We start from the raw sequence: 22,458 nt of genomic DNA on the forward strand, positions 1-22,458 counted from the left end.
GTGTGGTGCTCGGGGGTGCGTAGAGGTGCTCGGGGGTGCGTACGAGGATCTGGACGCGTCACTTCTGGACGCTGAAGCCCTGCTCGGAGCCGTACTTGACGGAGGCGTCCTGCCATGACTTCAGGCCCTTGGACAGGGGAGTGCCGGAGACGTAGGCCTTGCCCGCGGTGTCGTTGAAGATCGAGTTGGCGTACACCTGGTAGGGCAGGTACTTCCAGTCGTCGGCGACGTTCGCCGCGGACTCGGCGAAGACCTTGTTGGCCTTCTGGCCGCCGAAGTACGGGAATTCGGTGTTCTGGAACGCCTCGGACTCCAGGTCCTTGGTGGTCGCCGGGAAGGCGCCTTCCTTGATGCGGGTCTGCACGCCCTTGCCGGAGTTGGCGTACTCGACGAAGGCGTAGGCGAGTTCCTTGTTCTTGCCGAGCTCCGGCAGGGCGAGCGAGCTGCCGCCGTTCTCCGCGCTCGCCTTGTCGCCCGCCGTCCACTGCGGCAGGGGAGCAGCGCGCCAGTCACCGGCGGCCTCCTTCACGCCGGACGCGAAGTTGGCGGGCATCCAGGCGCCGGTGGGCAGGGTCGCGATGGTGCCGTCGCCGAAGGCCTTGTACCACTCGTCGGTCCAGGGGTTGATCGGTGCGACCAGCTTCTCGTCGATGAGCTTCTGCCAGGTCTCGGTGTAGGCACGGGCGCCCTTGTCGGAGAAGTCGATGCCCACCTTGGTGCCGTCGACCTTGTAGGGACGCGAACCGGCCTGCCACAGCAGGCTGGTGGTCAGGCCCGCGTCTCCGGTGTCGCTGGTGATGTACGCCTTCGGGTCGGCCTTGTGCAGCTTGCGGGCGGCCTGGAGGTACTCGTCCCAGGTCGTCGGCACCTTGATCTTGTGCTTGTCGAAGACCTTCTTGTTGTAGAAGAGGGCCATGGGACCGGAGTCCATCGGCAGGGCGTAGACGCCGTCACCGGACTTCACCGCGTTCCACGGGCCCGGCGAGTAGGACTTGGCGAGCTTGTCCGCGCCGAAGGGAGCCAGGTCGGTGATGGACTTGGTCAGGGCGTACTGGCTCAGCGCGTAGTACTCGACCTGCGCGACATCGGGGACGCCCTTCTTCGCCGAGATGGCGTTCTGCAAGGCCGTGTACTGGTCCTTGTTGGTGCCCGCGTTCACCAACTCGACGTCGACCGCGGGGTGTTCCTTCTCGAAGTCGGTGACGACCTTCTTGAGGGTGGGCTCCCACGCCCACACCTTGACCTTGCCGCCCTTCTTCAGGGCCGCGTCGATGTCCGCGGACGAGACCTGCTTCTGGTCCGATCCTCCGTCGTCGGAGCCTCCGCAGGCGGTCGCCCCCAGGGTGAGGGCGCAGACGAGACCTATGCCGCGCAGCAGGCGGCGGGTGTTCTGGGGCATGGCGATGCTTCCACTTCTCCGTGGTCCACAAGGGGCGGGTCTACAAGGGCGGAACGAGATGAACTGCCGTGCGGGGGCTACTCCTTGACGCTTCCGGCGGCGAGTCCGGACTGCCAGTACTTCTGGAGCAGCAGGAACGCGGCGATCAGCGGAACGACGGTGATCAGCGAACCGGTGATCACCAGGTGGAAGACGGGATCGCCGCCCGCGGTCGCGGCCTGGGCGTTCCAGCTGTCCAGGCCCAGGGTCAGCGGGTACCAGTCCGGATCCTTGAGCATGATCAGCGGCAGGAAGTAGTTGTTCCAGGTCGCGACCATCGTGAACAGCAGGACGGTCACGGTGCCGGGCGCGAGCAGCGGCAGAGCGACCTGGAAGAAGGTGCGCAGCTCGCTCGCCCCGTCGATGCGGGCGGCCTCCATCAGCTCGGCGGGGATGGCCTCGGTGGCGAACACCCACATCAGATAGAGGCCGAACGGCGAGATGAGCGAGGGGATCAGGACGGCCCAGGGGGTGTCGGTCAGGCTCATCTTGCTGAACATCAGGAAGGTGGGCACCGCGAGAGCGGTACCGGGCACGGCGACGGCGCCGATGACGACGGCGAACACGGCGCGCTTGCCGGGGAAGTCGAACTTCGCGAGGGCGTAGCCGCCGAGGACCGCGAGGAAGGTGGCGCCGCCGGCCCCGACCACGACGTACAGCACGGTGTTCAGGAACCAGCGGGTGAAGACGCCGTCGTCGTACGTGAAGGTCGTGCTGATGTTGTCCCACAGGGCGAAGTCGCCGCTGAACCACAGGCCGAACGAACCAGCGAGCCCCTCCTGGGTCTTGGTGGCGCTGATGACCAGCCACAGCAGCGGTACCAGGCTGTAGAGCAGGACGAGACCGGTGAGCACGGTGAGCAGGACGCTGCGCCGCGGACGGCCCGCGGTGTGCCGACGGGACGTGCGGACGCGGGGTGTCCGCAGCCGGGGAGCGGCGCCCTGGGCGCGGGCAGGGGCGGGAACGGTCGGGGGAGCGGTGGTGACGGGGCTGCTCGGTCCGGTCATCGGGTCACGCTCCCTTGCGCATGCCGCGCAGCTGGACGACGTAGGCGATGACCATGGTGATCAGGCCCATGACGATGGCGACCGTCGCGGAGTAGTTCTGCTGCTGACCGGAGAAGGACAGCGAGTACGTGTAGAAGTTCGGGGTGTAGTCGGTGGTGATGGCGTTGGGCGCGAGGTTCTGCAGGATGCTCGGCTCGTTGAACAGCTGGAAGCTGCCGATGATCGAGAAGATCGTCGCGATGACCAACGCGCCCCGGATCGCGGGGAGTTTGATGGCCGTGATGACGCGGAGCTGACCGGCGCCGTCGATCTCCGCGGCCTCGTACAGGGAGTGCGGGATGACGCGGAGCGCGGAGTAGAAGATCAGCATGTTGTAGCCCACGAACTCCCAGGTGACGATGTTGCCGATCGACGCGAGGACCAGGTCGGGCGAGAGCGGGTCGGGCAGCGAGACGCCCAGGGCGTCGTTGATGTCACCCACGAGCCCGAAGCGCGTGCCGTACATGAAGCCCCACATCAGCGAGGCCACGACGGCGGGCACGGCGTAGGGCAGGAAGACCGAGATGCGGAAGAAGTCCTTGCCGTAGAGGCGGCCGCTGTCCAGGGCGAGGGCCACGAGCAGGGCGATGCCCAGCATGATCGGGACCTGGACCGCGAGGAACAGCGAGACGCGGCCGAGAGACGCCCAGAACTGGCTGTCGGTCAGGGCCTGTTGGTAGTTGTCCAGGCCCACGAACGTGGTTCCGCCGATGAGTTGGTCACGGAAGAGGCTGAGATGGACCGAGTACGCGAGGGGCGCCAGGAAGACCAGGGCGAAGACCGCCACGAAGGGGCCGATGAACCCCCACCCCGTCCAGGAACGGCGGTTCCTCGGTGCCGGGGGTCTGGCGGGACGCCGCTTCGCGGCCCCCTGCAGGTGAAGCGTCGTCATGTCGTTCCTCGCTCGTCCATCTCGGAGCCGGCGTCACGTGCCGCGATGTTTGCGTAAACATCACCGTGTGACAAGGGCCTTCGCCGGGCGTCGCGGGATGTTATGTTTACGTAAACATTCAGTGGCGGAATGTCTACACTGCCCCGATGGCGGCGGTCAAGGGTCGTCCGAGAAGGCCGGGACACGCGCGGTGAGGGAGACAGTGGAAGCAACAGAGAACACTTCGGCGAGCGGCGCCCCGGGCGAACGGGAGCGGGACCGGGACCGGGCCGCGCGCCGCGGGCAGAGCGCGTCCATGGCCGACGTGGCCCGTCTCGCCGGCGTCTCCTCGCAGACCGTCTCCCGTGTCTCCAACGGGTATTCGGGCGTCACCGAAGAGACCCGGCAGCAGGTCCTCGCCGCCATGAAGGAACTCGGCTACCGGCCCAACAGCGCGGCCCGCGCCCTCAAGCGCGGCGAGTTCCGCACGATCGGCCTGATCACCTTCACCCTCTCCACCACGGGCAACGTACGCACCATCGACGCGATCGCCACCTCCGCGGCACAGGAGGGGTACGCCGTCACCCTGCTCCCCGTCGCCGTCCCCACCCAGGACGAGGTGCGGGGCGCCTTCTCACGGCTCGGGGAACTCGCCGTCGACGCCGTCATCGTCATCATGGAAGTGCACCTGCTCGACGCGGCGGCCCTCTCCCTGCCTCCCCATGTCCAGGTGGTGGTGGCCGACTCGGACGCGGGGGACCGCTACACCGTGGTCGACACCGACCAGGCGGGCGGCACCCGCGACGCCGTACGGCACCTGCTCGACCTCGGCCACCACACCGTCTGGCACCTCGCGGGGCCCGAAGGCTCCTATGCCGCGCAACGCCGCGCCGACGCCTGGCAGGCCACGCTCGAAGAGGCCGGGTGCGTCGTGCCGCCCCTCGTGCGCGGCGACTGGTCGGCGGAGTCGGGCTACCGGGCAGGACTCGGCATCGCCGAACAGGAGGACTGCACCGCGGTGTTCGCCGCCAACGACCAGATGGCCCTCGGTCTGCTGCGCGCCCTGCACGAGCGCGGCCGCAAGGTCCCGGACGACGTCAGCGTCATCGGCTTCGACGACATCCCCGAATCCGGCTCCTTCCAGCCTCCCCTGACCACCGTCCACCAGGACTTCGCCGAAGTGGGCCGCCGCTGCGTCGAGGGAGTCCTGCGCCAGATGCAGCAGAGCGCACCCGAGCGCGGCACCACGCTGGTGCCCACGCGGCTCGTCCTGCGCCGGAGCACCGCCGAGCCACCCTCGCGCTGACCGCGCGCGAGAGAACACCCTCCGGGAGAAGGTGGAGCCGAGGACGTAACCCAAGGCCGGAGGTTCCCATGGACAGCGGCAAAGGCGCGCGGGAGCTGCGCTGCCTGGTGACCGGAGCGACCGGATACATCGGGGGGCGGCTCGTCCCCGAGCTGCTCGACGCGGGGCACCAGGTGCGGTGTCTCGCCCGCTCGCCCGAGAAGCTGCGCGACCACCCCTGGGCCGGGCGGGCCGAAGTGGTGCGCGGCGACGCGTCCGACGCCGAGTCGGTCGGCGCCGCCATGCGGGACATCGACGTCGCGTACTACCTCATCCACGCGCTCGGCACCGGCCGCGGCTTCGAGGAGACGGACCGTAAAGCGGCCCGGATCTTCGCCGAGCAGGCCCGCGCGGCGGGCGTGCGGCGCATCGTGTACCTCGGCGGGCTCACTCCCGAGGGCACCCCGGAAGCGGAACTGTCGCCACATCTGCGCTCGCGGGCCGAAGTGGGACGCATCCTCCTGGAGTCAGGCGTGCCCACCACCGTGCTCCGCGCCGCCGTGATCATCGGCTCCGGCTCCGCGTCCTTCGAGATGCTGCGCTACCTCACGGAGCGCCTGCCGGTCATGGTCACGCCGAGCTGGGTGCGCACCAGGATCCAGCCGATCGCCGTGCGCGACGTCCTGCGCTACCTCGTGGGCAGCGCCACCCTGCCCGACGAGGTCAGCCGCGCCTTCGACATCGGCGGCCCCGACGTCGTCACCTACGCCGACATGATGCGCCGGTACGCGGCGGTGGCGAAGCTGCCCCACCGCCTCATCGTGCCGGTGCCCATGCTGACCCCGCGCCTCTCCAGCCACTGGGTCGGCCTGGTCACCCCCGTACCGGCGTCGATCGCCCGGCCGCTCGCGGAGTCCCTGCGCTACGAGGTGGTCTGCCACGAACACGACATCGCCCGCTACGTCCCCGACGGGCCCGGCGTCCCGATCAGCTTCGACGAAGCGCTCTCGCTGGCCCTGGAACGCGTGAAGGACGCCCAGGTCAGCACCCGTTGGTCGTCCGCCTCATTGCCCGGCGCCCCCAGCGACCCGCTGCCCACCGACCCCGACTGGGCGGGCGGCAGCCTCTACACCGACCGCCGCGAACGCACCGTGGAGGCGTCGCCGCAGGCTCTGTGGCGTGTCGTGGAAGGCGTGGGAGGCGACAACGGCTGGTACTCCTTCCCGCTCGCCTGGGCGGTGCGCGGCTGGCTCGACCGGCTCGTCGGCGGGGTCGGCCTCAGACGCGGACGCCGAGACGCCCAGCGGCTGCGGGTGGGGGACTCGCTGGACTTCTGGCGGGTCGAGGAGATCGAACCGGGACGGCTCCTCCGGCTGCGGGCCGAGATGCGGCTGCCGGGCCTCGCCTGGCTGGAGATGTACGCGGAGGAGGACGGCAGGGGCCGCACGCGCTACCGGCAGCGGGCGCTCTTCCATCCGCACGGCCTGCTGGGGCACGCCTACTGGTGGAGCGTCTCGCCGTTCCACGCGCTCGTCTTCGGCGGCATGGCACGCAACATCACACGTACGGCCGAACAGCGCGCCGCGGGAACCATCCGGAAGCCGTGACCCACGGACAATACGGCGACGCACCGGTCGCGGCTCCGACGAGCGGGCACCCGGCCCGGTGGCCCTGATGAGCTTCCCCCACGACATGAGGAGCCGCGCCAAGTGACCGTATCCATCGCCCTGTTCACCTCCGACCTGCGCCTGCACGACAACCCCGCGCTGCGGGCGGCCCTGCGCGAGGCGGACCGGATCGTCCCGCTGTTCGTGTACGACGACGGGCTGCGGGCCACGGGCTTCGCCGTCCCGAACCGCCGCGCCTTCCTCGCCGACTGCCTGGAGGATCTCGACTCGGGGCTGCGCGAGCGCGGCGGTCGCCTCGTGGTCCGCAGCGGCGATGTCGTCGACCAGGTCTGCCGGGTGGTGACGGAGACCGGGGCGGCTCGCTTGCATGTCGCGGCCGGGGTGAGCGGGTACGCGACGCGGCGCGAGGAGCGGCTGCGGGCGGCGCTCGGCGACACCGGTTGCCGCCTCGTCGTGCACGACGCGGTCCTCACGGCCGTCGCTCCGGGGGAGTTGCTCCCGGCGGGCAAGGACCACTACGCGGTGTTCACCCCGTACTTCCGGCGCTGGACGTCGGAAGGCGTACGGGACTTCCTGGCCGCTCCGCGCAAGGTGCCCGTCGCCGATGTGAAATCGGAGCCGGTGCTGCCGCGTGCGGAGATCGCCGGCGTCTCACCGGGACTCGACTCCGGCGGCGAGAGCGCCGGGCGAAAGCGGCTGCGGGCCTGGCTGGCCGGTGGCATCGCGGGGTACGAGGACGGCCACGACGACATCGCGGGCGACGCGACATCGCGGCTCTCGCCCCACCTCCACTTCGGCACCCTTTCGGCGGCCGAAGCCATCCACAAGGCAACCCGCGAGGGCTCGCCGGGAGCGCAGGCGTTCGTCCGGCAGCTGGCCTGGCGGGACTTCCACCACCAGGTCCTCGCGGCCCGCCCGGAGGCGGCGGCCCAGGACTACCGCTCGCACGGCGACCGGTGGCGCACCGACAAAAAGGAGATCACCGCCTGGACCGAGGGGCGCACCGGCTATCCCTTCGTGGACGCGGCGATGCGACAACTGCGCCACGAGGGCTGGATGCACAACCGGGGCCGCATGGTGGTGGCGAGCTTCCTCACCAAGACCCTCTACGTCGACTGGCGCGTGGGCGCCCGGCACTTCCTGAGCCTCCTGGTCGACGGGGACATCGCCAACAACCAGATGAACTGGCAGTGGGCGGCGGGCACCGGAACCGACACCCGGCCCAACCGGGTCCTCAACCCCGTCGTCCAGGGCAAGCGCTTCGACCCGGGCGGCAGCTACGTACGCCGCTGGCTCCCCGAACTCTCCGAGGTCCCGGACCGGTACATCCACGAGCCGTGGAAACTCCCGGACGACGACCGGGCGGGCGTCGACTACCCCGCACCGGTCGTCGAACTGACCGAGGGCCGCGCCCGCTTCGAGCGGGCCCGCGGCGCCTGAGCCGCTGTTCAGGAGCTCGACTCAGGCATGACTCAGGCACAGCTCAGCAGGCGTACCAACCGCTCCAGCCGCTGGAGTAGGAGCTGCACCAGAGCTTGTGGGAGGCGTTGGAGTTGATCACCTGCACGGTCGGCCGGTTGCCGGAGTAGAAGGCGTCCCTGACGTTGGTGGCCTTGCCGCCCATGCTCTTCCAGCCGCCCGAGGACGCCGAGATCCGGTACACCTGGTAGTTGGTGCCGATGACGAACGTCTCGGTGTGGCCGGCGGCCCAGGTGATGTCCAGGACGTCACTGGAGCAGGTCTTGTACCCGGTGTAGCCGTGGCGCTTGATCGCGCACCCGGCCCGGACGTCTTCCTGCGCCTGGGCCGACGCCCGGGTGCCGGCCTGCGAGGCGGTGGCCGTGGCCGTGCCGCCCAGTACCGCTGCCGTGGCAAGACCGGCGACAGCCGTGGTGGTGAGGATGTTCTTGAGCACCGTATGTCCTTTCTGAGAACGGTAGTCGAGTCGGCGCCCGCCCCCGTCCGGGCGCCGCACGGCCCACTGTTTCCGGACGACTGTGGCCAAACCTTGGACAGACCTTGAATGACCAGGTCAGGGTGGTGGACGGGTCGGCGGTCCTGCGGTCCTGCGGTCCGGCAGGACACGGACAGGCGGACAGGCGGTCAGGAGGTTCGGTGCGGTGACGGCGCAGTTCACGGTGCTCGGTGACATCGCGGTCCGGGTGGACGGCCGGCCGCTCGACATCGGGCACATGAGGCAGCGCAGTGTGCTTGCGGCGCTCCTGGTCGACGCCAACCGCACCGTCTCCGTGGACCAACTGGCCGATCGGATCTGGGCGGACCGGCTCCCGCAGCGGTACCGCTCCACCCTCTACAGCTATCTGTCCCGCCTGCGACAGGCCCTGATCCTGGCTGAGGGCGCCGGTGCACGAATCGGGAAGGAACCGGGCGGTTACCAGCTCACCGTCGACGCATCGGCGGTGGACCTGCACCGGTTCAGAGACCTGGTGGCGCAGGCCAGGGCCGCCGAGGACGACGAGCGTGCCGTGGCCCTGTTCGACGAGGCGCTCGGCCTGTGGCAGGCCGAGCCGTTCGCCGCCCTGGACACGCCGTGGTTCAGCGCGCTGCGCGAAACCCTCGTACGCGAACGGCTCGCGGCCGATCTCGACCGCTACGACTTCATGCTGCGGCAAGGCCGTCATGGCGAGCTGCTGGCCGAACTGACCGCGGGGGCCGACGCGCACCCGATGGACGAGCGGCTGACCGGTCAGCTGATGCTCGCCCTGTACCGATCCGGCCGCGCGGCCGATGCACTGGGCCACTACCGGCGTACGCGGGAACGGCTGGCCGCGGAACTCGGCGTGGACCCCGGGGCGCCGTTGCGGGAACTGCACCAGCGGATCCTCACGGCGGACCCCTCGCTGGACCCGCCGCACTCCCCGCCGGTGGCCGCGTCGCCGCTTCCCGTTCCCCGCCAACTCCCCGCGCCGCCAGGGGTGTTCACGGGCCGCGGTAAAGAGCTCGACCAGCTCACCGAGGCCCTGGCCGCTTCGGCGGGTACGGGTGACGGCCCGTGCGGGACCGTCGTGATCTCCGCGATCGGCGGCATCGGCGGCATCGGCAAGACCTGGCTGGCCCTGCGCTGGGCGCACGAGAACGCGCACCGGTTCCCGGACGGGCAGTTGTACGTGAACCTGCGCGGGTTCGACCCGGCCGAGCCACCGATCCCCACCGCAGGCGTGGTGCGCGCCTTCCTCGACGCGCTGCACGTCGACCCGGACAGCATCCCGGCGGACCCGGACGCACAGACCGCGCTGTACCGGAGCCTGGTCGCCGGGCGGCGCATGCTGATCCTCCTGGACGACGCCCGCGACGCCGACCAGGTCCGCCCCCTGCTGCCGGGCAGCCCCTCGTGCACCGTTCTGATCACCAGCCGCAGCCGTCTCGCCGCACTGGTGGCGACGCACGGCGCCCAGTTGGTGCCGCTCGACGTCCTCGGACGGGACGAGGCGCACCACCTGCTGGTCAGCCATCTCGGCGTACCCCGGGTCGCGGCCGAACCCGACGCCGTGTCCGTGCTGATGGACCACTGCGCGGGCCTTCCGCTGGCCCTGGGGATCGTGGCCGCCCGCGCCGCCACCCACCCGGACTTCCCGCTCGCCGTCCTGGCCGCGGAGCTGAACGACGCCGCCGACCGCCTCGACGCGCTGGACATCGGTGACCTCACCGCCAGCCTCCGCGCGGCTTTCGCCGCCTCCCACCGCGTGCTCACCCCGCAGGCCGCCACCCTGTTCGTCCTCCTGGGCCTCGCGCCGGGACCGGACATCAGCCTGGCCGCGGCGGCGAGCCTCGCCGCGCTCCCGCCTGCCCGCGCCCGGGCTCTCCTGACGGAACTGGAGTCCGCCCACCTGGTGCGGCAGGACCGCCCGGGCCGCTACCGGATGCACGACCTGGTCCGTCTGTACGCCGCCGAACTCGCCCATGAGACCGGCCAGGACGCAGCGGCCGCGCTGACCCGGCTCGTCGACTTCCACGTGCACACCGCCTACGCGGCCAACCGGCTCCTGGACGGCCCGAACACGCCGTTCGACGCCCGGCTCGATCCGCCGGTGCCCGGGTGCCGCCCGCTGACTCCGGCGGACACCACGGCCGCGCTCCGGTGGTTCGACGAGGAACACGCATGCCTCCTCGCCGTCCAGTCCCTCGCCCTGGCCACCGGCCGCCACCCCCAGGTGTGGCAATTGGCCTGGTCCCTCATCTCGTACCACCAGGGCGGCTACCACCTGACGGAGTACCTCACCGTCTGGCGGGCCGCCCTGACCGCGACAGAACGCCAGGGCGCCACCGCCACCCCCAGAGCCCTCGCCCACTGGCGCTACGGCCACGCCCGCTCCCTGACAGGGGACCACCGCGAGGCCCTCGACCAGCTCGGCCTGGCCCTGGCCCTGGCCGAACGCACCGAGGACACCGCGGGGCAGGCACACATATGCCGCACCCTCGGCCGGGTCTGGGAGCAGTACGGCGACGACGAGCGCGCCCTGGAGCACGCCCTGCGCGCCCTCGACCTCTACCTGCGGTTGGACAACCCCGTCTGGCAGGCCAACCAGCTCAACGCCGTCGGCTGGATGCACGCCCAGCTGGGCCGCTATCCGCAGGCGCGGACCCACTGCGAGCAGGCGCTGCGCCTCTACAGGGAACACGGCCGTCCCGCCGACGCCGCCTCCGTCCTCGACAGCCTCGGCTACATCGCGCACCACACCGGCCGGCACGCGCAGGCCCTGGAGTACTACCAGCAGGCCCTGGCCCTCTTCCGCGAGTACGTGGACTTCTCGAACGAGGCGGACACCCTCGCCAACCTGGCCGAGACCCACCACGCCATGGACAGCCCCGCTCTCGCCCGCGAAGCCTGGGAGCAGGCCCTGACGCTCTACCGCGGCCAGAACCGCACCGCAGAGGCCGAACAGGTACTGGCCCGACTCAGGGCGCCCCACTCGCCCAAGTCGCCACCCTCCTCCGGCACACCGAGGTGAAGGACAGGACCGCCTGCCGGGGTGAGAGCCTTGGGGAAACGAAAGGACAGCTCCCCATGACTCCCCCCACCGATCTGGCCCCCGCCGAGGCGGCCGCCCGCCTGGACCGCTACACCGTCATCGACGTCCGCAGCCCCGGCGAGTACGCCTCCGGCCACCTTCCCGGAGCCCACAACATTCCCGTCGACCACCTGCACATGGCGCTGCCCGAGCTCAAGGCCGCGGCAGCCCGTGGCGAGCTCCTGATGGTCTGCGCCTCCGGCAAGCGCTCCGCCTCCGCCTGCGACGAGCTTGCCGCCGCCGACATCCCCGCCGCCACCCTCGCCGGCGGCACCACCGCCTGGGCCGAACAGGGCCACCCGCTGCACCCCTCGGAGGGCGCGCCGACAGCCTGGCCGATGGAGCGGCAGGTGCGGCTCGCGGCCGGATCCCTCGTCGTCCTCGGCCTCGCCGCCGGAACCCGCTTCGGGCCCGCGCGCTGGCTGGCCGCGGGTGTCGGCGCCGGCCTCGTCTTCTCCGCCGTCACCGACACCTGCGGCATGGCCGCCGTGCTCGCCAGGCTTCCGCACAACCGCCCTCGCGCCACCGACCTCCGCGCCACGCTGGAAGCCCTGTAGCCGTAGCCGCTCAGTGGATACGGCGCGCCCGGTGCCGCCGGGTCGTGAGGCGCACGTCCGCCTCCAGCGTCCGGGGTGCCGCCGCCGCCCGTGCCTCGGCGATGGTGCCCCGGGCGAGCTCGCGCAGTACCGCTTCCGGGGAGCCGTCGGGGTCCAGGACCAGCGTCATGCGGGCGCGCAGCCGCCGGGGGCGTCCGAGCAGGCGTACGTGCGCGCGGGCCACGCCGTCGACGGCTCGGGCGCGTTCGGCCATCGCGGAGGCCAGGGCCGCGGCCGAGAGGGTGACACCGGCTTGCCCGAGCGGGAGTTCGCGCAGCCGGCCGGTGCGGATCTGGGCGGCGGTCCAGCAGAGGAACAGGACGGTGCCGACGGCCAGCGCGGCGATCACGACGGGCGGCCACCAGCCGTGATCACGCCACCGCCCGAGCATCTCCTGGTCCAGCCACACCCGGTCGGCGCCTACGCGCGGCAGGGCTGACGGCAGCCGGTCGCGGACGGGAGCCGCCGCGGAAGCCAGTGCGGCTCCCGTGAAAAGAAGAACTGCCGCCGCACAGAGCAGAGTTGAGCGGTTCGTGCCGCTACGGAGTCGGCTCATCAGGAGTGCTCCTCTCCGCTGCGGTGGATTCCGTACGCAGGCGCACGCGCAGCCGCAGCGGTCCGGCGAGGCCGAGCTCCGCTGTCGCCGCCTCGGCGGCCTCGGCCACCGCCCGCCTCGCACGCTCCCGTTCACCGAACTCAAGCCCGGCGCGCACCCGTGCCGTACGGCGGCCGACCTTGACCCGGACTTGTCCGATGCCCGGTACGCCGGCCACGGCATCCCGCAGGAGGACCGCGACCGCCCTGCGATCCAGGACCGCGCGCACCCCCGGCAGCGGCGGCCTCATCGGGAGCACGCTGCGACGGCCCGGCGTGACGGCGAGGACCAGCAGCCACACACCGAGCGCGAACACTCCGATCGCCGCGAGCGCACCCATGACCGTGCCGCTGCTCGGGCCGTGCGTGGCGAGCCGCTCCATCACCTCGACCCGCCACCGCGCGGGAGCCTGCCCGGCGGCGTGCACGGACACCACGTCGTACAGCAGCACTCCGCAGGCCGCGGCGGCGAGCAGGGCCAACACCCCGACGGGCAGGCGGCGTTGGGACCAGGGGCGGTGTGCGCGAATCCCCGCCGCCTCGGTGGGGGCCACCTGCGGTGCGAGCTGCCCGCCGGACAACTCCTCGCGGGGCAGCCCCCGGGACAGACCCCGGACGCGGATCCGCGCCGAGGGCACGGTGAGGCCGGTGAGCCGGGCCGTGCGCTCGGCGACGTGTGACCGTACGCTCTCGCCCGCCTCGTCGAGCACGGCGGGGTAGGGCAGGGTCACGGTGACGCCGACCCGGGCCCGGCGGCCGCGCACGGCCGCCGAACCTCCCTCGACCTCGACCGCGCCGGGAGCCAGTGCCTCTGTCGCGGCGCGTTCCGCGATGCGGCGCACCGCGCGGTCCGCGACGGTCGTCACCCCGCGCTCCGCCGCGGGCGTGGTCATCGCCGCTCCCGGTCACGCCCGCCGAGGAAGGCCCGGATGTCCGTGCCGTCGTCGACGAGGCGCCCGAGGACGAAACCGACCGCGCCGAGCGCGGCGACCAGGAGGAACGCGCCGAAGCCACCGAACCACCCGGCGAATCCCAGGGCCATGCCCGCCATCAGGCCGACCAGAGCTGTGCTCACCACTCACCTCACACCGCAGAAGGGGACGTCACGTCTTGGCCCGCGTGGGGCAGGGCCGTGCGCTACTCGACGCGGGTCTCGGCGCCTGAGTCCGCGCTGTCGTCCTCGGGCAGGTGGACGTCGTTGACGGCGACGTTCACCTCGACCACCTCGAGTCCCGTGATGCGCTCCACCGCCGAGATGACGTTCTCGCGCACGTCGTGGGCGACGTCCGTGATGGGCACGCCGTACTCGACGACGATGTCGAGGTCGATCGCCGTCTGCCGCTCGCCGACCTCGACCTTCACCCCGCGGCCGACGTTGGGGCGCCCGCCGGGAACGCGGTCGCGCACGGCGCCGATGGTGCGGGAGAGGCCGCCGCCCATGTCGAACACGCCGGGGATCTCGCGGGCCGCCATGCCGGCGATCTTCACGACCACGACATCGGCGATGGACGTCTTGCCCCGCGTCGCCGCGGGCTCGGCCGCGCCGGTGACTCCGCTGACGGTGGTGGCCCCCGGCGTGCTCCTGCGAGCCTCGCCGGTGAGGTCCTTCCCGGTGCTTCCGGGTGCTCCTGTGCTCGAAGTGAGGTCCTGCGTCGTCATGGTGGCGTCTCCTCGTCGTCAGGGGTTTCCCCGCCTCTTCTCCTGCTCCGACCCGGGTACCCCGGCTCCGTTACGCGCCTCGCGGGAATTTCCCGTCCCGGCATGTAGCGTTCCTGGGCCGCGTAACGCGGAGGGCCCTTCGTGTGTCGTACGAGCACGACCGAAGTGAGAGGAGCCGCGTGTGCCGGGCGACCGGGGCGGAACAGCCGAGGAAGCGAACGCGTCCTCAAGACGTGAGGAGGCGGACGCGTCCTCGGGACGTGACGACGGACTGCTCGCGGTGCGGGCGGCGGAGGGCGACGAGGAGGCCTTCGAAGCCCTCGTGCACCGCCACGCGCCCATGGCGCTGCGCCTGGCCACGCGCCTGCTCGGGAGCCGCCCGGAGGCGGAGGACGCCGTGCAGGATTCCTTCGTCAGCGCCTGGCGCAAACTGCCGGAATTCCGCGGGGACGCGCAGTTCGGTACGTGGATCTACCGCATCGTCACCAACCGCTGCCTGAACCTGCTGCGTTCGCGGCGGCCGGTCGTGGCGCTCGACTTCCTGCCCGAGCCGGCCGCGCCGGAGTACGAGGTCTCGCCCGCGCGGGTGGCCGAGGGGCACGCCGCCGTGGCGGACCTGGCGCGGGCGATGGAGGGACTCTCGCCGGAGCAGCGGGTGTGCTGGGTGCTGCGTGAGCTGGACGGCGCGCCCTACGAGGCCATCGCCGAGACGGTCGGTATCAGTCCGGAGGCGGTCCGCGGCCGTGTCTTCAGGGCGCGGCGCTATCTGACGGAGGCGATGGCCGCATGGCGATGAACGGAGAGTCCGTACCGGACGACGAGCGGGAGGCGGGCTTCGGAGTGCTGCCCGATGACGAACTGCTGCCCTGCGGGCGCGAGTTGTCGCACGTATGGGAACAGCGGGAGGCGGGCGTGCCCGACCCCCACACCGACGGCTGCCCGCACTGCACGCAGGCCCTGAACGCCCTGCTGCGCCTTGAGGGGATCGTCACGGAGGCGCGCGAGACGGCACCGCGGGAACAGGACACCTCCGCGCTCGCGGGCCGTGTCATGGACGTGGTGCGTCTGGAGCTGCGGCCGGGCCGGACGCTGCCGCTGGGCGACGAGGACGAGGACGCGTGGATCGTGGAGGCCGCCGCGGCCAGAACGGTCCGGGCCGCGGCCGAGTCCCTTCCGGGCGTGCGCGCGGGAAGCTGCCGCATCGGCCCGCTGGACGAGCCCGCGTCCCCGGCGCCTGCCGGTCGCCTCGCGCGTGGGCCGGTCAGGATCCGCATCGAGGTGCAGGTCCCGCTCACGTGGCACCTGCCGGAGGCCGCCGACCGGGTGCGCGGGCGAGTGCTCGATGCGGTGGACGACGAGCTCGGCATGCGGATCGCGGTCGTCGACGTGACGATCAGCGACCTCATCGATGACGACGACGATAGCGACGATGACGACAGCACAGAAGGGCGGCAGCGATGAGCGAGCGGGACGTTGCGCGCGTGGTGGCGGACGCCGTCATAGAGGCGGTCCTCGGCACCCCGGGGGTCGCCTTCCTGCGGCCGGGCCTCGCGGACCTGCTGCGGTCGTCGGCGGTGTTGAGGCGCGGTCTGCCCAGTACTCCGGCGGGCTCCGCGGGAGTACAGGTGCGGCGGGAGAAGGACACGGGGGCCTTGAGCGTGGAGGTGTACGTCGTCCTGCACCGGGGGCGGCGGGCCCTGGACGTGACACGGGAGGTGCGCTCGGCCGCGGCGAAGGCCGTCGAGCGAGTGACCGGCGAGCCGGCCGCGCCCGGTGTCGCCGTCACGGTCACCGGTCGGGTCTGAGGCACTCTGGGGCACTCTGGGGCGCGAAGTGGGGGCTGACATCCCGACTACTGGTGAGTAAGGTCGCGGGTCGAGGATCGGAGTTGTCATGACCCGCACGTTCACAGTGTCACGCAGCATCCTGGTCGAGGCGTCACCGCGGACGGTGTACGAGCAGGTCAGCCGGCCCGCTCTGATGGGGCGCTGGAGCCCCGAGAACCTCGGCGCGACCGTGCCCGGAGGCGAAGGCCCCGCCGTCGTCGGCCTGGTCTTCGAGGGGCACAACAAGCGCGGCCCGTTCCGCTGGACCACGCGCTGCACGGTGACCAAGGCCGAGCCGGGGCGGCGCTTCGCCTTCCGCGTGCACGCGATAGGGCTGAAGCGCCCCCGGCTGCGTGCCCCCATCGCCACCTGGGAGTACCGGTTCCAGGAGTGTGACGGAGGCACCAAGGTGACCGAGACCTGGACGGACGACAGGCGGTCCTGGCCCACTTTCGTGGCCAACGCCTTCGACCGCATCGCCACGGGCGGACGCACCTTCGCCGTCTTTCAGGTCGGCAACATCGACAGGACGCTGAAGAACCTCAAGCGGGAGTTCGAGAAGGCGCGCTGAGCTTCGAGAGGGCGCACTGAGCTACGCCCGCACCTTCGCTGAGGGTTCGGGGGCGCCCGGCGGCCCGGTGATCGGAGCGATCGGCGTGTCGGCCGCGCGCACCCAGCGCGGCCCCTCGGGCCCGTACACCCCGCGCGGCTCCGGGAACGCCGCGAGCAGGGCGAGGTAGACGATCGCGGCGACGGCGGCTCCCAGCGGGAGGCTGATGTCGGCGCCGTTCGCGAGGTCGCCGAGCGGCCCGACGAACTGTCCTGGAATGTTGGTGAAAAGGACGCCGGTCACCGCACCGGTCCACCAGGCCGCCATGCCGCGCCAGTTCCAGCCACGGGCGAACCAGTAGCGACCGCCGTGCTGACGGCGCGTGAAGACCTGCAGCGCCTCGGGGTCGTACCAGCCGCGCCGGGTGACGTAGCCGAGCATCATGACGATCATCCACGGCACGGTGCAGGTGATGATCATCGTGGCGAACGTGGAGATCGCCTGGACGAGGTTGAAGCCGAACCGGCCCACGAAGATGAACGTGATGGACAGGACGCCGATCAGAACGGTGGCCTGCACACGGCCGAGCCGCGGGAACACCGAGGAGAAGTCCAGGCCGGTGCCGTACAGCGCGGTCGTCCCGGTGGACATGCCGCCGATCAGCGCGATCAGACAGACCGGCAGGAAGTACCAGCCGGGCGCGATCGCGAGCAGACCGCCGACGAAGTTCGGGGCGGCCGGGTCCATGTACTTGGGCGCCTGCTCGGCGATGATCGCCGCCGTCGCCAGGCCGAAGCCGAACGGGAGCACCGTGGCGACCTGCGAGAGGAAGGCCGCTCCCATCACCTTGCGGCGCGGGGTCTCGGCCGGGATGTAGCGCGCCCAGTCACCCAGGAAGGCGCCGAAGGAGACCGGGTTGGACAGCACGATCAGCGCGGCGCCGATGAAGGACGGCCAGAACAGGTCCTGGGTGGCCCGGTCGGCGTCCGCGGTGAAGATCCCGGCGTACGAGGGGTCGAAGTCCCCCGCGAAGGCGACAAGGCCGAGGACGAACAGCAGGGTCGCCGCCACCACCGCGACCTTGTTGACGAGCAGCATGAAGCGGAAGCCGTAGACGCACACGGCGAGCACGAGAGCGGCGAACACGGCGTACGCGCAGCCGTAGGCCACGTCGCTCTCCGGCACCCCGAGCAGCCGGTGCGCCCCGCCGATGAGGGCGTCGCCCGAGCTCCACACCGACAGGGAGAAGAACGCCACGGCGGTGAGCAGGGAGAGGAAGGAGCCGACGATCCTGCCGTGCACGCCCAGATGCGCCGACGACGAGACGGCGTTGTTCGTGCCGTTGCGCGGCCCGAACACCGCCATCGGGGCGAGCAGCAGCGCGCCGATGAGCAGCCCGATGAGCATCGCGGCGAGCCCCTGCCAGAAGGAGAGCCCGAACAGGATCGGGAACGCCCCGAGCACGCAGGTGGCGAAGGTGTTGGCGCCGCCGAACGCGAGCCGGAACAGATCGAGCGGCCCCGCCGTGCGGTCCGCGTCCGGGATGCGTTCGACTCCGTGCGTCTCGACCTCGGTGACGGACGGAGATGGCTCCTTGGGCACAGGCGGCTCCCTGGGTGGCAGCACCCCGGCGTGCGAGGTGCTGTGGCGGAAAGTGCAGGGACCGTAAACGCCACGCGCCCCGGCGCACCAGTGCCCGATTCGCACTGCGCACGCCGACGCGGTGGATGAATCGCACATCCGCCTGCGTGAATCGTCCCTACAGCGCGTCGAGTTCGCGGACCACTGTCATGTCGTCGAAGGGGATGAGCCGTTCGCCGACGATCTGGTGCGGCTCGCTGCCTTTGCCCGCGACGAGCACGATGTCGCCGCGCCGCGCGGAGGTCAGCGCGTGCGAGATCGCGGCGCGGCGGTCGGCCTCCCGGTGGAAGGGCGTCCCGGTGGACGTCAGACCCGGAACGATCTGGTCCAGGATGGCCTCGGGATCTTCGTCGCGGGGATTGTCCGATGTGAGGACGCACAGATCTGAGTGACGGCCCGCGATCTCGCCCATCAGGGCCCGCTTGGTGACGTCACGGTCGCCGCCGCAGCCGAAGACGGTGATCACCGACCCGGTCGCGAAGCCGCGGATCGTGGCGAGGACCTTCTCCAGCGAGTCGGGAGAGTGCGCGTAGTCGACGATCACGCAGACCCCCTGCGCGGTGGTGAAGCGTTCGAGCCGGCCCGGAGTGGGCGGCATCCGGTCCAACGCGGAGACGAGGGCGGGCAGTTCATGCCCGAGGAGATGGCACGCGGCGAGGGTGGCCAGCGCGTTGGACACCGAGAAGCGGCCCGGTATCGGGATCGCGGCAGGGTACTTGCGGCCGTCGTGGTGGAGCGTGAAGCGGGTGCCCGCCGCGTCCACGACCAGATCACTCGCCCGGTAGTCGGCCGGTGCGTCCAGCCCGTACGTGGTCACAGCGCCCGGCATCAGGGCCATGATCTCGGCGCTGACGGGATCGTCGGCGTTGACCACCGCGCGGTCGCACAGCCCTGTGAAGAGGCGCAGCTTGGCGTTCTTGTAGTGCTCCATCGTCCCGTGGTCGTCCAGGTGGTCCTGGGTGAGATTGGTGAAGACACCGATGCCCACGGGCACATGGTCGAGGCGCCGCTGCAACAGACCCATGGAGGTGGCTTCGAGCACCACGCTGCTCGCGTCCCGGTCGCGCATGTGGCCGAGGAGATAGTGCAGATCCGGCGACTCCGGGGTGCTGAGGACCGACCGCGGCATCGGTATCCGCTCGGTCCCGATCCGGCTTCCCGAGGTGCCGATCACCCCCACCTTCGCGCCCTCGGCCAGCCTGAGCGCCGACTCGACCATGTACGAGACGGAGGTCTTGCCGTTCGTCCCCGTGATCGCCACGATGTCCATCGCGCGGCCGGGATCGCCGTAGTACCGGGAGGCGGCGAGCGAGGCGGCCGCCCGTGCGTCGGCCACCCGCACCACGCACACTTCCTGCCCGGCGGACTCCGCGTCCGGCAGTGGGCCGCCCTCGGAGATGACCGCCACCGCCCCTCGTTCCAGTGCCCGGCCGATGCCCCCGGGTCCGCCCTCCTCGTGGCCCGGAACGGCGACGTACAGCGATCCGGGCGTCACATGCCCGGCATCGAAGGTCATTCCCGCGGTGACCGGGACTTCCGGGTCACCGTGCAGAACGTGGTGGTCGTGCCCGTCGAGCAGTGCGCTGAGCTTCACAACAGTCCCCTCGAAGGCGGTCCGCGGCACACCGCGCACGCCCGGCCTGAGGGGCAGGGCGACGGCGAGCCGGAATCCGCGGTGATACGCGTAAGGCGAGCGGGCCCCACAGGGGGATATCTGCGTGCGGGCCGAAGGGCCAAGACGGCCGAGGACGCTACCCGTGCGCCGCACGACTGGTCGCAGAGGACCGGATCCGGGTCGTGGAGGGCTGATCACAGGTGGCCGGGCGGAGCAGGGACCTGCCCGACACCGCTCCAGTGTACGGCCGCGTCGGCCGGCCGCGGACGTAACCGGAACGCTCCCAGCGATCTCCGCCCTCACGCCGAGCGATCTCCGCACTCGACCGCGGACCAACTGCGGGTCAACCGCGGGCACACGAAGAGGTATTGACGTGGACGTGTCACTCGGTATGGTCTAGTCCAACGGTAGGAGCCATTCCGGAGAGCTGCAGCTCCCGGTGTGCCGCGACCCACATCCTCCCCCCCCCCCACCACGTGACGGGCGGCCGTGCACACGCATGCGCCGGCCCGCCAAGGAGTGATCCCTCATGCGTCCTCGTGTCCTTGCCGCGCTGACCGCGACCGCGTCGGCCGCCGTGCTCACCGTCCTGACCCTCGCGCCCAACGCCTCCGCCGAGAAGACGGGGCCGGGGGAGCGGGCCGCGGCGGCGGAATTCCCCGTCAGCGAGGCCCAGTTCAACCAGATGTTCCCGAACCGGAACTCCTTCTACACCTACAGCGGTCTCACGCAGGCGCTCAGCGCCTATCCCGAGTTCACCGGGACCGGCAGCGACACCGTACGCAAGCAGGAGGCGGCGGCTTTCCTCGCGAACGTCAGTCACGAGACGGGCGGTCTGGTCCACGTCGTCGAGCAGAACACCGCGAACTACCCGCACTACTGCGACAGTTCCCAGCCCTACGGCTGTCCCGCGGGCAACGACAAGTACTACGGCCGCGGCCCGATCCAGCTCAGCTGGAACTTCAACTACAAGGCGGCGGGCGACGCCCTGAACATCGACCTCCTGAACAACCCCGACCTCGTGCAGAACGACGCGGCCGTGGCGTGGAAGACCGGCCTTTGGTACTGGAACACGCAGAACGGCCCGGGGACCATGACCCCGCACAACGCCATGGTCAACAGCAAGGGCTTCGGCGAGACAATCCGCAGCATCAACGGCAGCCTGGAATGCGACGGGAAGAACCCCGAGCAGGTGCAGAGCCGGATCAACAACTACACCCGGTTCACCGGCATCCTCAACGTCGCCCCGGGCGACAAGCTCAGCTGCTGACGGCCCCGGCGGCCGAATGGCCGGTCAAGGTCCCCTCGCCCCGCCGTTTCCGACCGGCGGGGCGAGGGTGATTTTCGGCCAACATTAGTGCAGTGCTCAACCGTCGGCCGGGAGGGGCTGGTTGCCTCAGTAAGTGATCAATAGCCTGGTGCGCGTTGCCTGTCTCTGACCTAGGAGCCACATGTCCACCGCGCAGCAGGTCCCCGACATCCTCTCGCCCGAGTTCGCCAAGGACCCGTACCCGGCCTACCGAGTGATGCGGGAGAGCGCGCCGCTGTTCTGGCACGAGGCGACGCAGAGCTGGATCATCTCGCGGTACGAGGACGTCGAGCGCGTGTTCAAGGACAAGGCCTCGCAGTTCACCACCGACAACTACGACTGGCAGATCGAGCCCGTACACGGCAAGACGATCCTCCAGCTCAGCGGCCGGGAGCACTCCGTGCGGCGCGCGCTCGTGGCACCGGCGTTCCGCGGCAGCGACCTCCAGGAGAAGTTCCTGCCCGTCATCGAGCGCAACTCCCGGGAACTCATCGACGCCTTCCGGCACACCGGCAGCGTGGACCTGGTCGCGGACTACGCCACCCGCTTCCCCGTCAACGTCATCGCCGACATGCTCGGCCTGGACAAGGCCGACCACGCGCGCTTCCACGGCTGGTACACCACCGTCATCGCCTTCCTCGGCAACCTCGCGGGCGACGCCGAGGTCGCGGCGGCCGGCGAACGCACCCGGGTGGAGTTCGCCGAGTACATGATCCCGATCATCCGGGAGCGCCGCGACAACCTCGGCGACGACCTGCTCTCCACACTGTGCGCCGCCGAGGTCGACGGCGTACGCATGAGCGACGAGGACATCAAGGCCTTCTGCAGCCTGCTGCTCGCGGCGGGCGGCGAGACCACCGACAAGGCCATCGCCAGCATCTTCGCCAACCTCCTCATGCACCCCGAGCAGCTCGAAGCCGTCCGCCAGGACCGCACCCTGATCGCCCGCGCCTTCGCCGAGACCCTGCGCCACACGCCGCCCGTCCACATGATCATGCGGCAGTCGGCGACCGACGTGGAGGTCACCGGCGGCACCATCCCCGCCGGGGCCACCGTGACCTGCCTGATCGGCTCGGCCAACCGCGACGAGCAGCGCTACCGCGACCCGGACCGCTTCGACATCTTCCGTGACGACCTGACCACGACGACCGCGTTCTCCGCCGCCGCCGATCACCTCTCCTTCGCCCTCGGACGGCACTTCTGCGTGGGCGCCCTCCTTGCCAAGGCCGAAGTGGAGATCGGCGTCGGCCAGCTCCTCGACGCGATGCCCGACATACGGCTCGCCGAGGGCTTCGACCCCGTCGAGCAAGGGGTGTTCACGCGCGGACCGCAGTCCCTGCCGGTGCGGTTCACGCCCGTCACCGCCTGAC

General features: G+C 71.0%; 21 protein-coding genes. 11 read left to right on the plus strand and 10 right to left on the minus strand.

The annotated features are described in order from the left end of the window. Window positions 1–58: 58 nt before the first annotated feature. From ACWGI2_RS23235 to ACWGI2_RS23245, 3 genes are all read right to left on the minus strand, one after another. A complete protein-coding gene (locus ACWGI2_RS23235) occupies window positions 59–1,399 on the minus strand; it encodes an ABC transporter substrate-binding protein (RefSeq protein WP_453697348.1) in 1,341 nt (446 codons plus the stop codon). Between the two features lie 77 nt (window positions 1,400–1,476). Continuing rightward, window positions 1,477–2,445 (minus strand): carbohydrate ABC transporter permease, encoded by a 969-nt coding sequence (locus tag ACWGI2_RS23240; RefSeq protein ID WP_453697350.1) that lies wholly within the window; start codon window positions 2,443–2,445, stop codon window positions 1,477–1,479. 4 nt (window positions 2,446–2,449) lie between these two features. Beyond that, window positions 2,450–3,376, minus strand: coding sequence for a carbohydrate ABC transporter permease (locus tag ACWGI2_RS23245; protein WP_453697351.1), 927 nt, complete (start codon window positions 3,374–3,376; stop codon window positions 2,450–2,452). A gap of 295 nt (window positions 3,377–3,671) precedes the next feature. Between ACWGI2_RS23245 and ACWGI2_RS23250 the strand changes: the two genes are divergently transcribed. The 3 genes from ACWGI2_RS23250 to ACWGI2_RS23260 all read left to right on the plus strand — a co-directional run bounded on the left by ACWGI2_RS23250 (window position 3,672) and on the right by ACWGI2_RS23260 (window position 7,708). Further along, window positions 3,672–4,661: a LacI family DNA-binding transcriptional regulator gene (locus ACWGI2_RS23250; protein WP_453697716.1), complete on the plus strand. Its 990-nt coding sequence runs from the start codon at window positions 3,672–3,674 to the stop codon at window positions 4,659–4,661. Between the two features lie 68 nt (window positions 4,662–4,729). Beyond that, window positions 4,730–6,247, plus strand: a complete 1,518-nt coding sequence (locus ACWGI2_RS23255; protein WP_453697352.1) for an SDR family oxidoreductase — start codon at window positions 4,730–4,732, stop codon at window positions 6,245–6,247. Window positions 6,248–6,349: 102 nt separating this feature from the next. Next, entirely contained in the window at window positions 6,350–7,708 is a 1,359-nt protein-coding gene (locus ACWGI2_RS23260) for a cryptochrome/photolyase family protein (protein ID WP_453697353.1), read from the plus strand. Between the two features lie 43 nt (window positions 7,709–7,751). Here the strand turns inward: ACWGI2_RS23260 and ACWGI2_RS23265 are convergent, their stop codons facing one another. Beyond that, window positions 7,752–8,183, minus strand: a complete 432-nt coding sequence (locus tag ACWGI2_RS23265) for a hypothetical protein (protein ID WP_453697355.1) — start codon at window positions 8,181–8,183, stop codon at window positions 7,752–7,754. A gap of 205 nt (window positions 8,184–8,388) precedes the next feature. On the opposite strand from ACWGI2_RS23265, the gene ACWGI2_RS23270 reads away from it, so the two are divergent. Together ACWGI2_RS23270 and ACWGI2_RS23275 are read left to right on the plus strand one after the other, a co-directional pair. Beyond that, complete coding sequence (locus ACWGI2_RS23270) at window positions 8,389–11,238, plus strand: BTAD domain-containing putative transcriptional regulator (protein ID WP_453697357.1); 2,850 nt, start codon at window positions 8,389–8,391, stop codon at window positions 11,236–11,238. 56 nt (window positions 11,239–11,294) lie between these two features. Then, window positions 11,295–11,855 carry a rhodanese-like domain-containing protein gene (locus ACWGI2_RS23275; RefSeq protein ID WP_453697359.1) on the plus strand — a complete coding sequence of 187 codons (561 nt, stop codon included), beginning with the start codon at window positions 11,295–11,297 and terminating at the stop codon, window positions 11,853–11,855. Window positions 11,856–11,865: 10 nt separating this feature from the next. Here the strand turns inward: ACWGI2_RS23275 and ACWGI2_RS23280 are convergent, their stop codons facing one another. The 4 genes from ACWGI2_RS23280 to ACWGI2_RS23295 form a co-directional block, all read right to left on the minus strand. Next, window positions 11,866–12,450: an alkaline shock response membrane anchor protein AmaP gene (locus ACWGI2_RS23280; RefSeq protein ID WP_453697361.1), complete on the minus strand. Its 585-nt coding sequence runs from the start codon at window positions 12,448–12,450 to the stop codon at window positions 11,866–11,868. Then, a complete protein-coding gene (locus tag ACWGI2_RS23285; RefSeq protein ID WP_453697362.1) occupies window positions 12,434–13,381 on the minus strand; it encodes a DUF6286 domain-containing Asp23/Gls24 family envelope stress response protein in 948 nt (315 codons plus the stop codon). Before ACWGI2_RS23285 ends, ACWGI2_RS23280 begins: the two co-directional genes overlap by 17 nt. Beyond that, window positions 13,378–13,563, minus strand: a complete 186-nt coding sequence (locus tag ACWGI2_RS23290) for a hypothetical protein (RefSeq protein ID WP_160503241.1) — start codon at window positions 13,561–13,563, stop codon at window positions 13,378–13,380. The genes ACWGI2_RS23285 and ACWGI2_RS23290 overlap by 4 nt, the downstream gene beginning before the upstream one ends. A 62-nt stretch (window positions 13,564–13,625) precedes the next feature. Further along, window positions 13,626–14,147, minus strand: coding sequence for an Asp23/Gls24 family envelope stress response protein (locus tag ACWGI2_RS23295; protein WP_453697364.1), 522 nt, complete (start codon window positions 14,145–14,147; stop codon window positions 13,626–13,628). Between the two features lie 181 nt (window positions 14,148–14,328). Here ACWGI2_RS23295 and ACWGI2_RS23300 point away from each other — a divergent pair, with 181 nt between their 5' ends. From ACWGI2_RS23300 to ACWGI2_RS23315, 4 genes are all read left to right on the plus strand, one after another. After that, window positions 14,329–14,943: an RNA polymerase sigma factor gene (locus ACWGI2_RS23300; protein ID WP_453697365.1), complete on the plus strand. Its 615-nt coding sequence runs from the start codon at window positions 14,329–14,331 to the stop codon at window positions 14,941–14,943. Further along, window positions 14,934–15,608: a hypothetical protein gene (locus tag ACWGI2_RS23305; protein ID WP_453697366.1), complete on the plus strand. Its 675-nt coding sequence runs from the start codon at window positions 14,934–14,936 to the stop codon at window positions 15,606–15,608. Before ACWGI2_RS23300 ends, ACWGI2_RS23305 begins: the two co-directional genes overlap by 10 nt. After that, on the plus strand, window positions 15,605–15,952 hold the full coding sequence (locus ACWGI2_RS23310) for an Asp23/Gls24 family envelope stress response protein (protein WP_453396230.1): 348 nt from the start codon (window positions 15,605–15,607) through the stop codon (window positions 15,950–15,952). Before ACWGI2_RS23305 ends, ACWGI2_RS23310 begins: the two co-directional genes overlap by 4 nt. Window positions 15,953–16,040: 88 nt before the next feature. Then, window positions 16,041–16,544: an SRPBCC family protein gene (locus tag ACWGI2_RS23315; protein ID WP_453697368.1), complete on the plus strand. Its 504-nt coding sequence runs from the start codon at window positions 16,041–16,043 to the stop codon at window positions 16,542–16,544. 21 nt (window positions 16,545–16,565) lie between these two features. Here ACWGI2_RS23315 and ACWGI2_RS23320 read toward each other — a convergent pair whose 3' ends face one another. Together ACWGI2_RS23320 and ACWGI2_RS23325 are read right to left on the minus strand one after the other, a co-directional pair. Continuing rightward, window positions 16,566–18,125, minus strand: coding sequence for a purine-cytosine permease family protein (locus tag ACWGI2_RS23320; protein WP_453697370.1), 1,560 nt, complete (start codon window positions 18,123–18,125; stop codon window positions 16,566–16,568). Between the two features lie 157 nt (window positions 18,126–18,282). Further along, window positions 18,283–19,758 carry a UDP-N-acetylmuramoyl-L-alanyl-D-glutamate--2,6-diaminopimelate ligase gene (locus ACWGI2_RS23325; RefSeq protein ID WP_453697372.1) on the minus strand — a complete coding sequence of 492 codons (1,476 nt, stop codon included), beginning with the start codon at window positions 19,756–19,758 and terminating at the stop codon, window positions 18,283–18,285. A 550-nt stretch (window positions 19,759–20,308) separates the two neighbouring features. Here ACWGI2_RS23325 and ACWGI2_RS23330 point away from each other — a divergent pair. Both ACWGI2_RS23330 and ACWGI2_RS23335 read left to right on the plus strand, forming a co-directional pair. Continuing rightward, window positions 20,309–21,049, plus strand: a complete 741-nt coding sequence (locus tag ACWGI2_RS23330; RefSeq protein WP_453396234.1) for a chitinase — start codon at window positions 20,309–20,311, stop codon at window positions 21,047–21,049. A gap of 181 nt (window positions 21,050–21,230) precedes the next feature. Then, the gene (locus ACWGI2_RS23335; protein WP_453697374.1) at window positions 21,231–22,457 is read left to right on the plus strand and encodes a cytochrome P450; all 1,227 of its coding nucleotides are present in this window, start codon (window positions 21,231–21,233) and stop codon (window positions 22,455–22,457) included. The last annotated feature ends 1 nt before the right edge of the window (window position 22,458 follow it).

This window comes from Streptomyces sp. NPDC054866 (assembly GCF_053610745.1).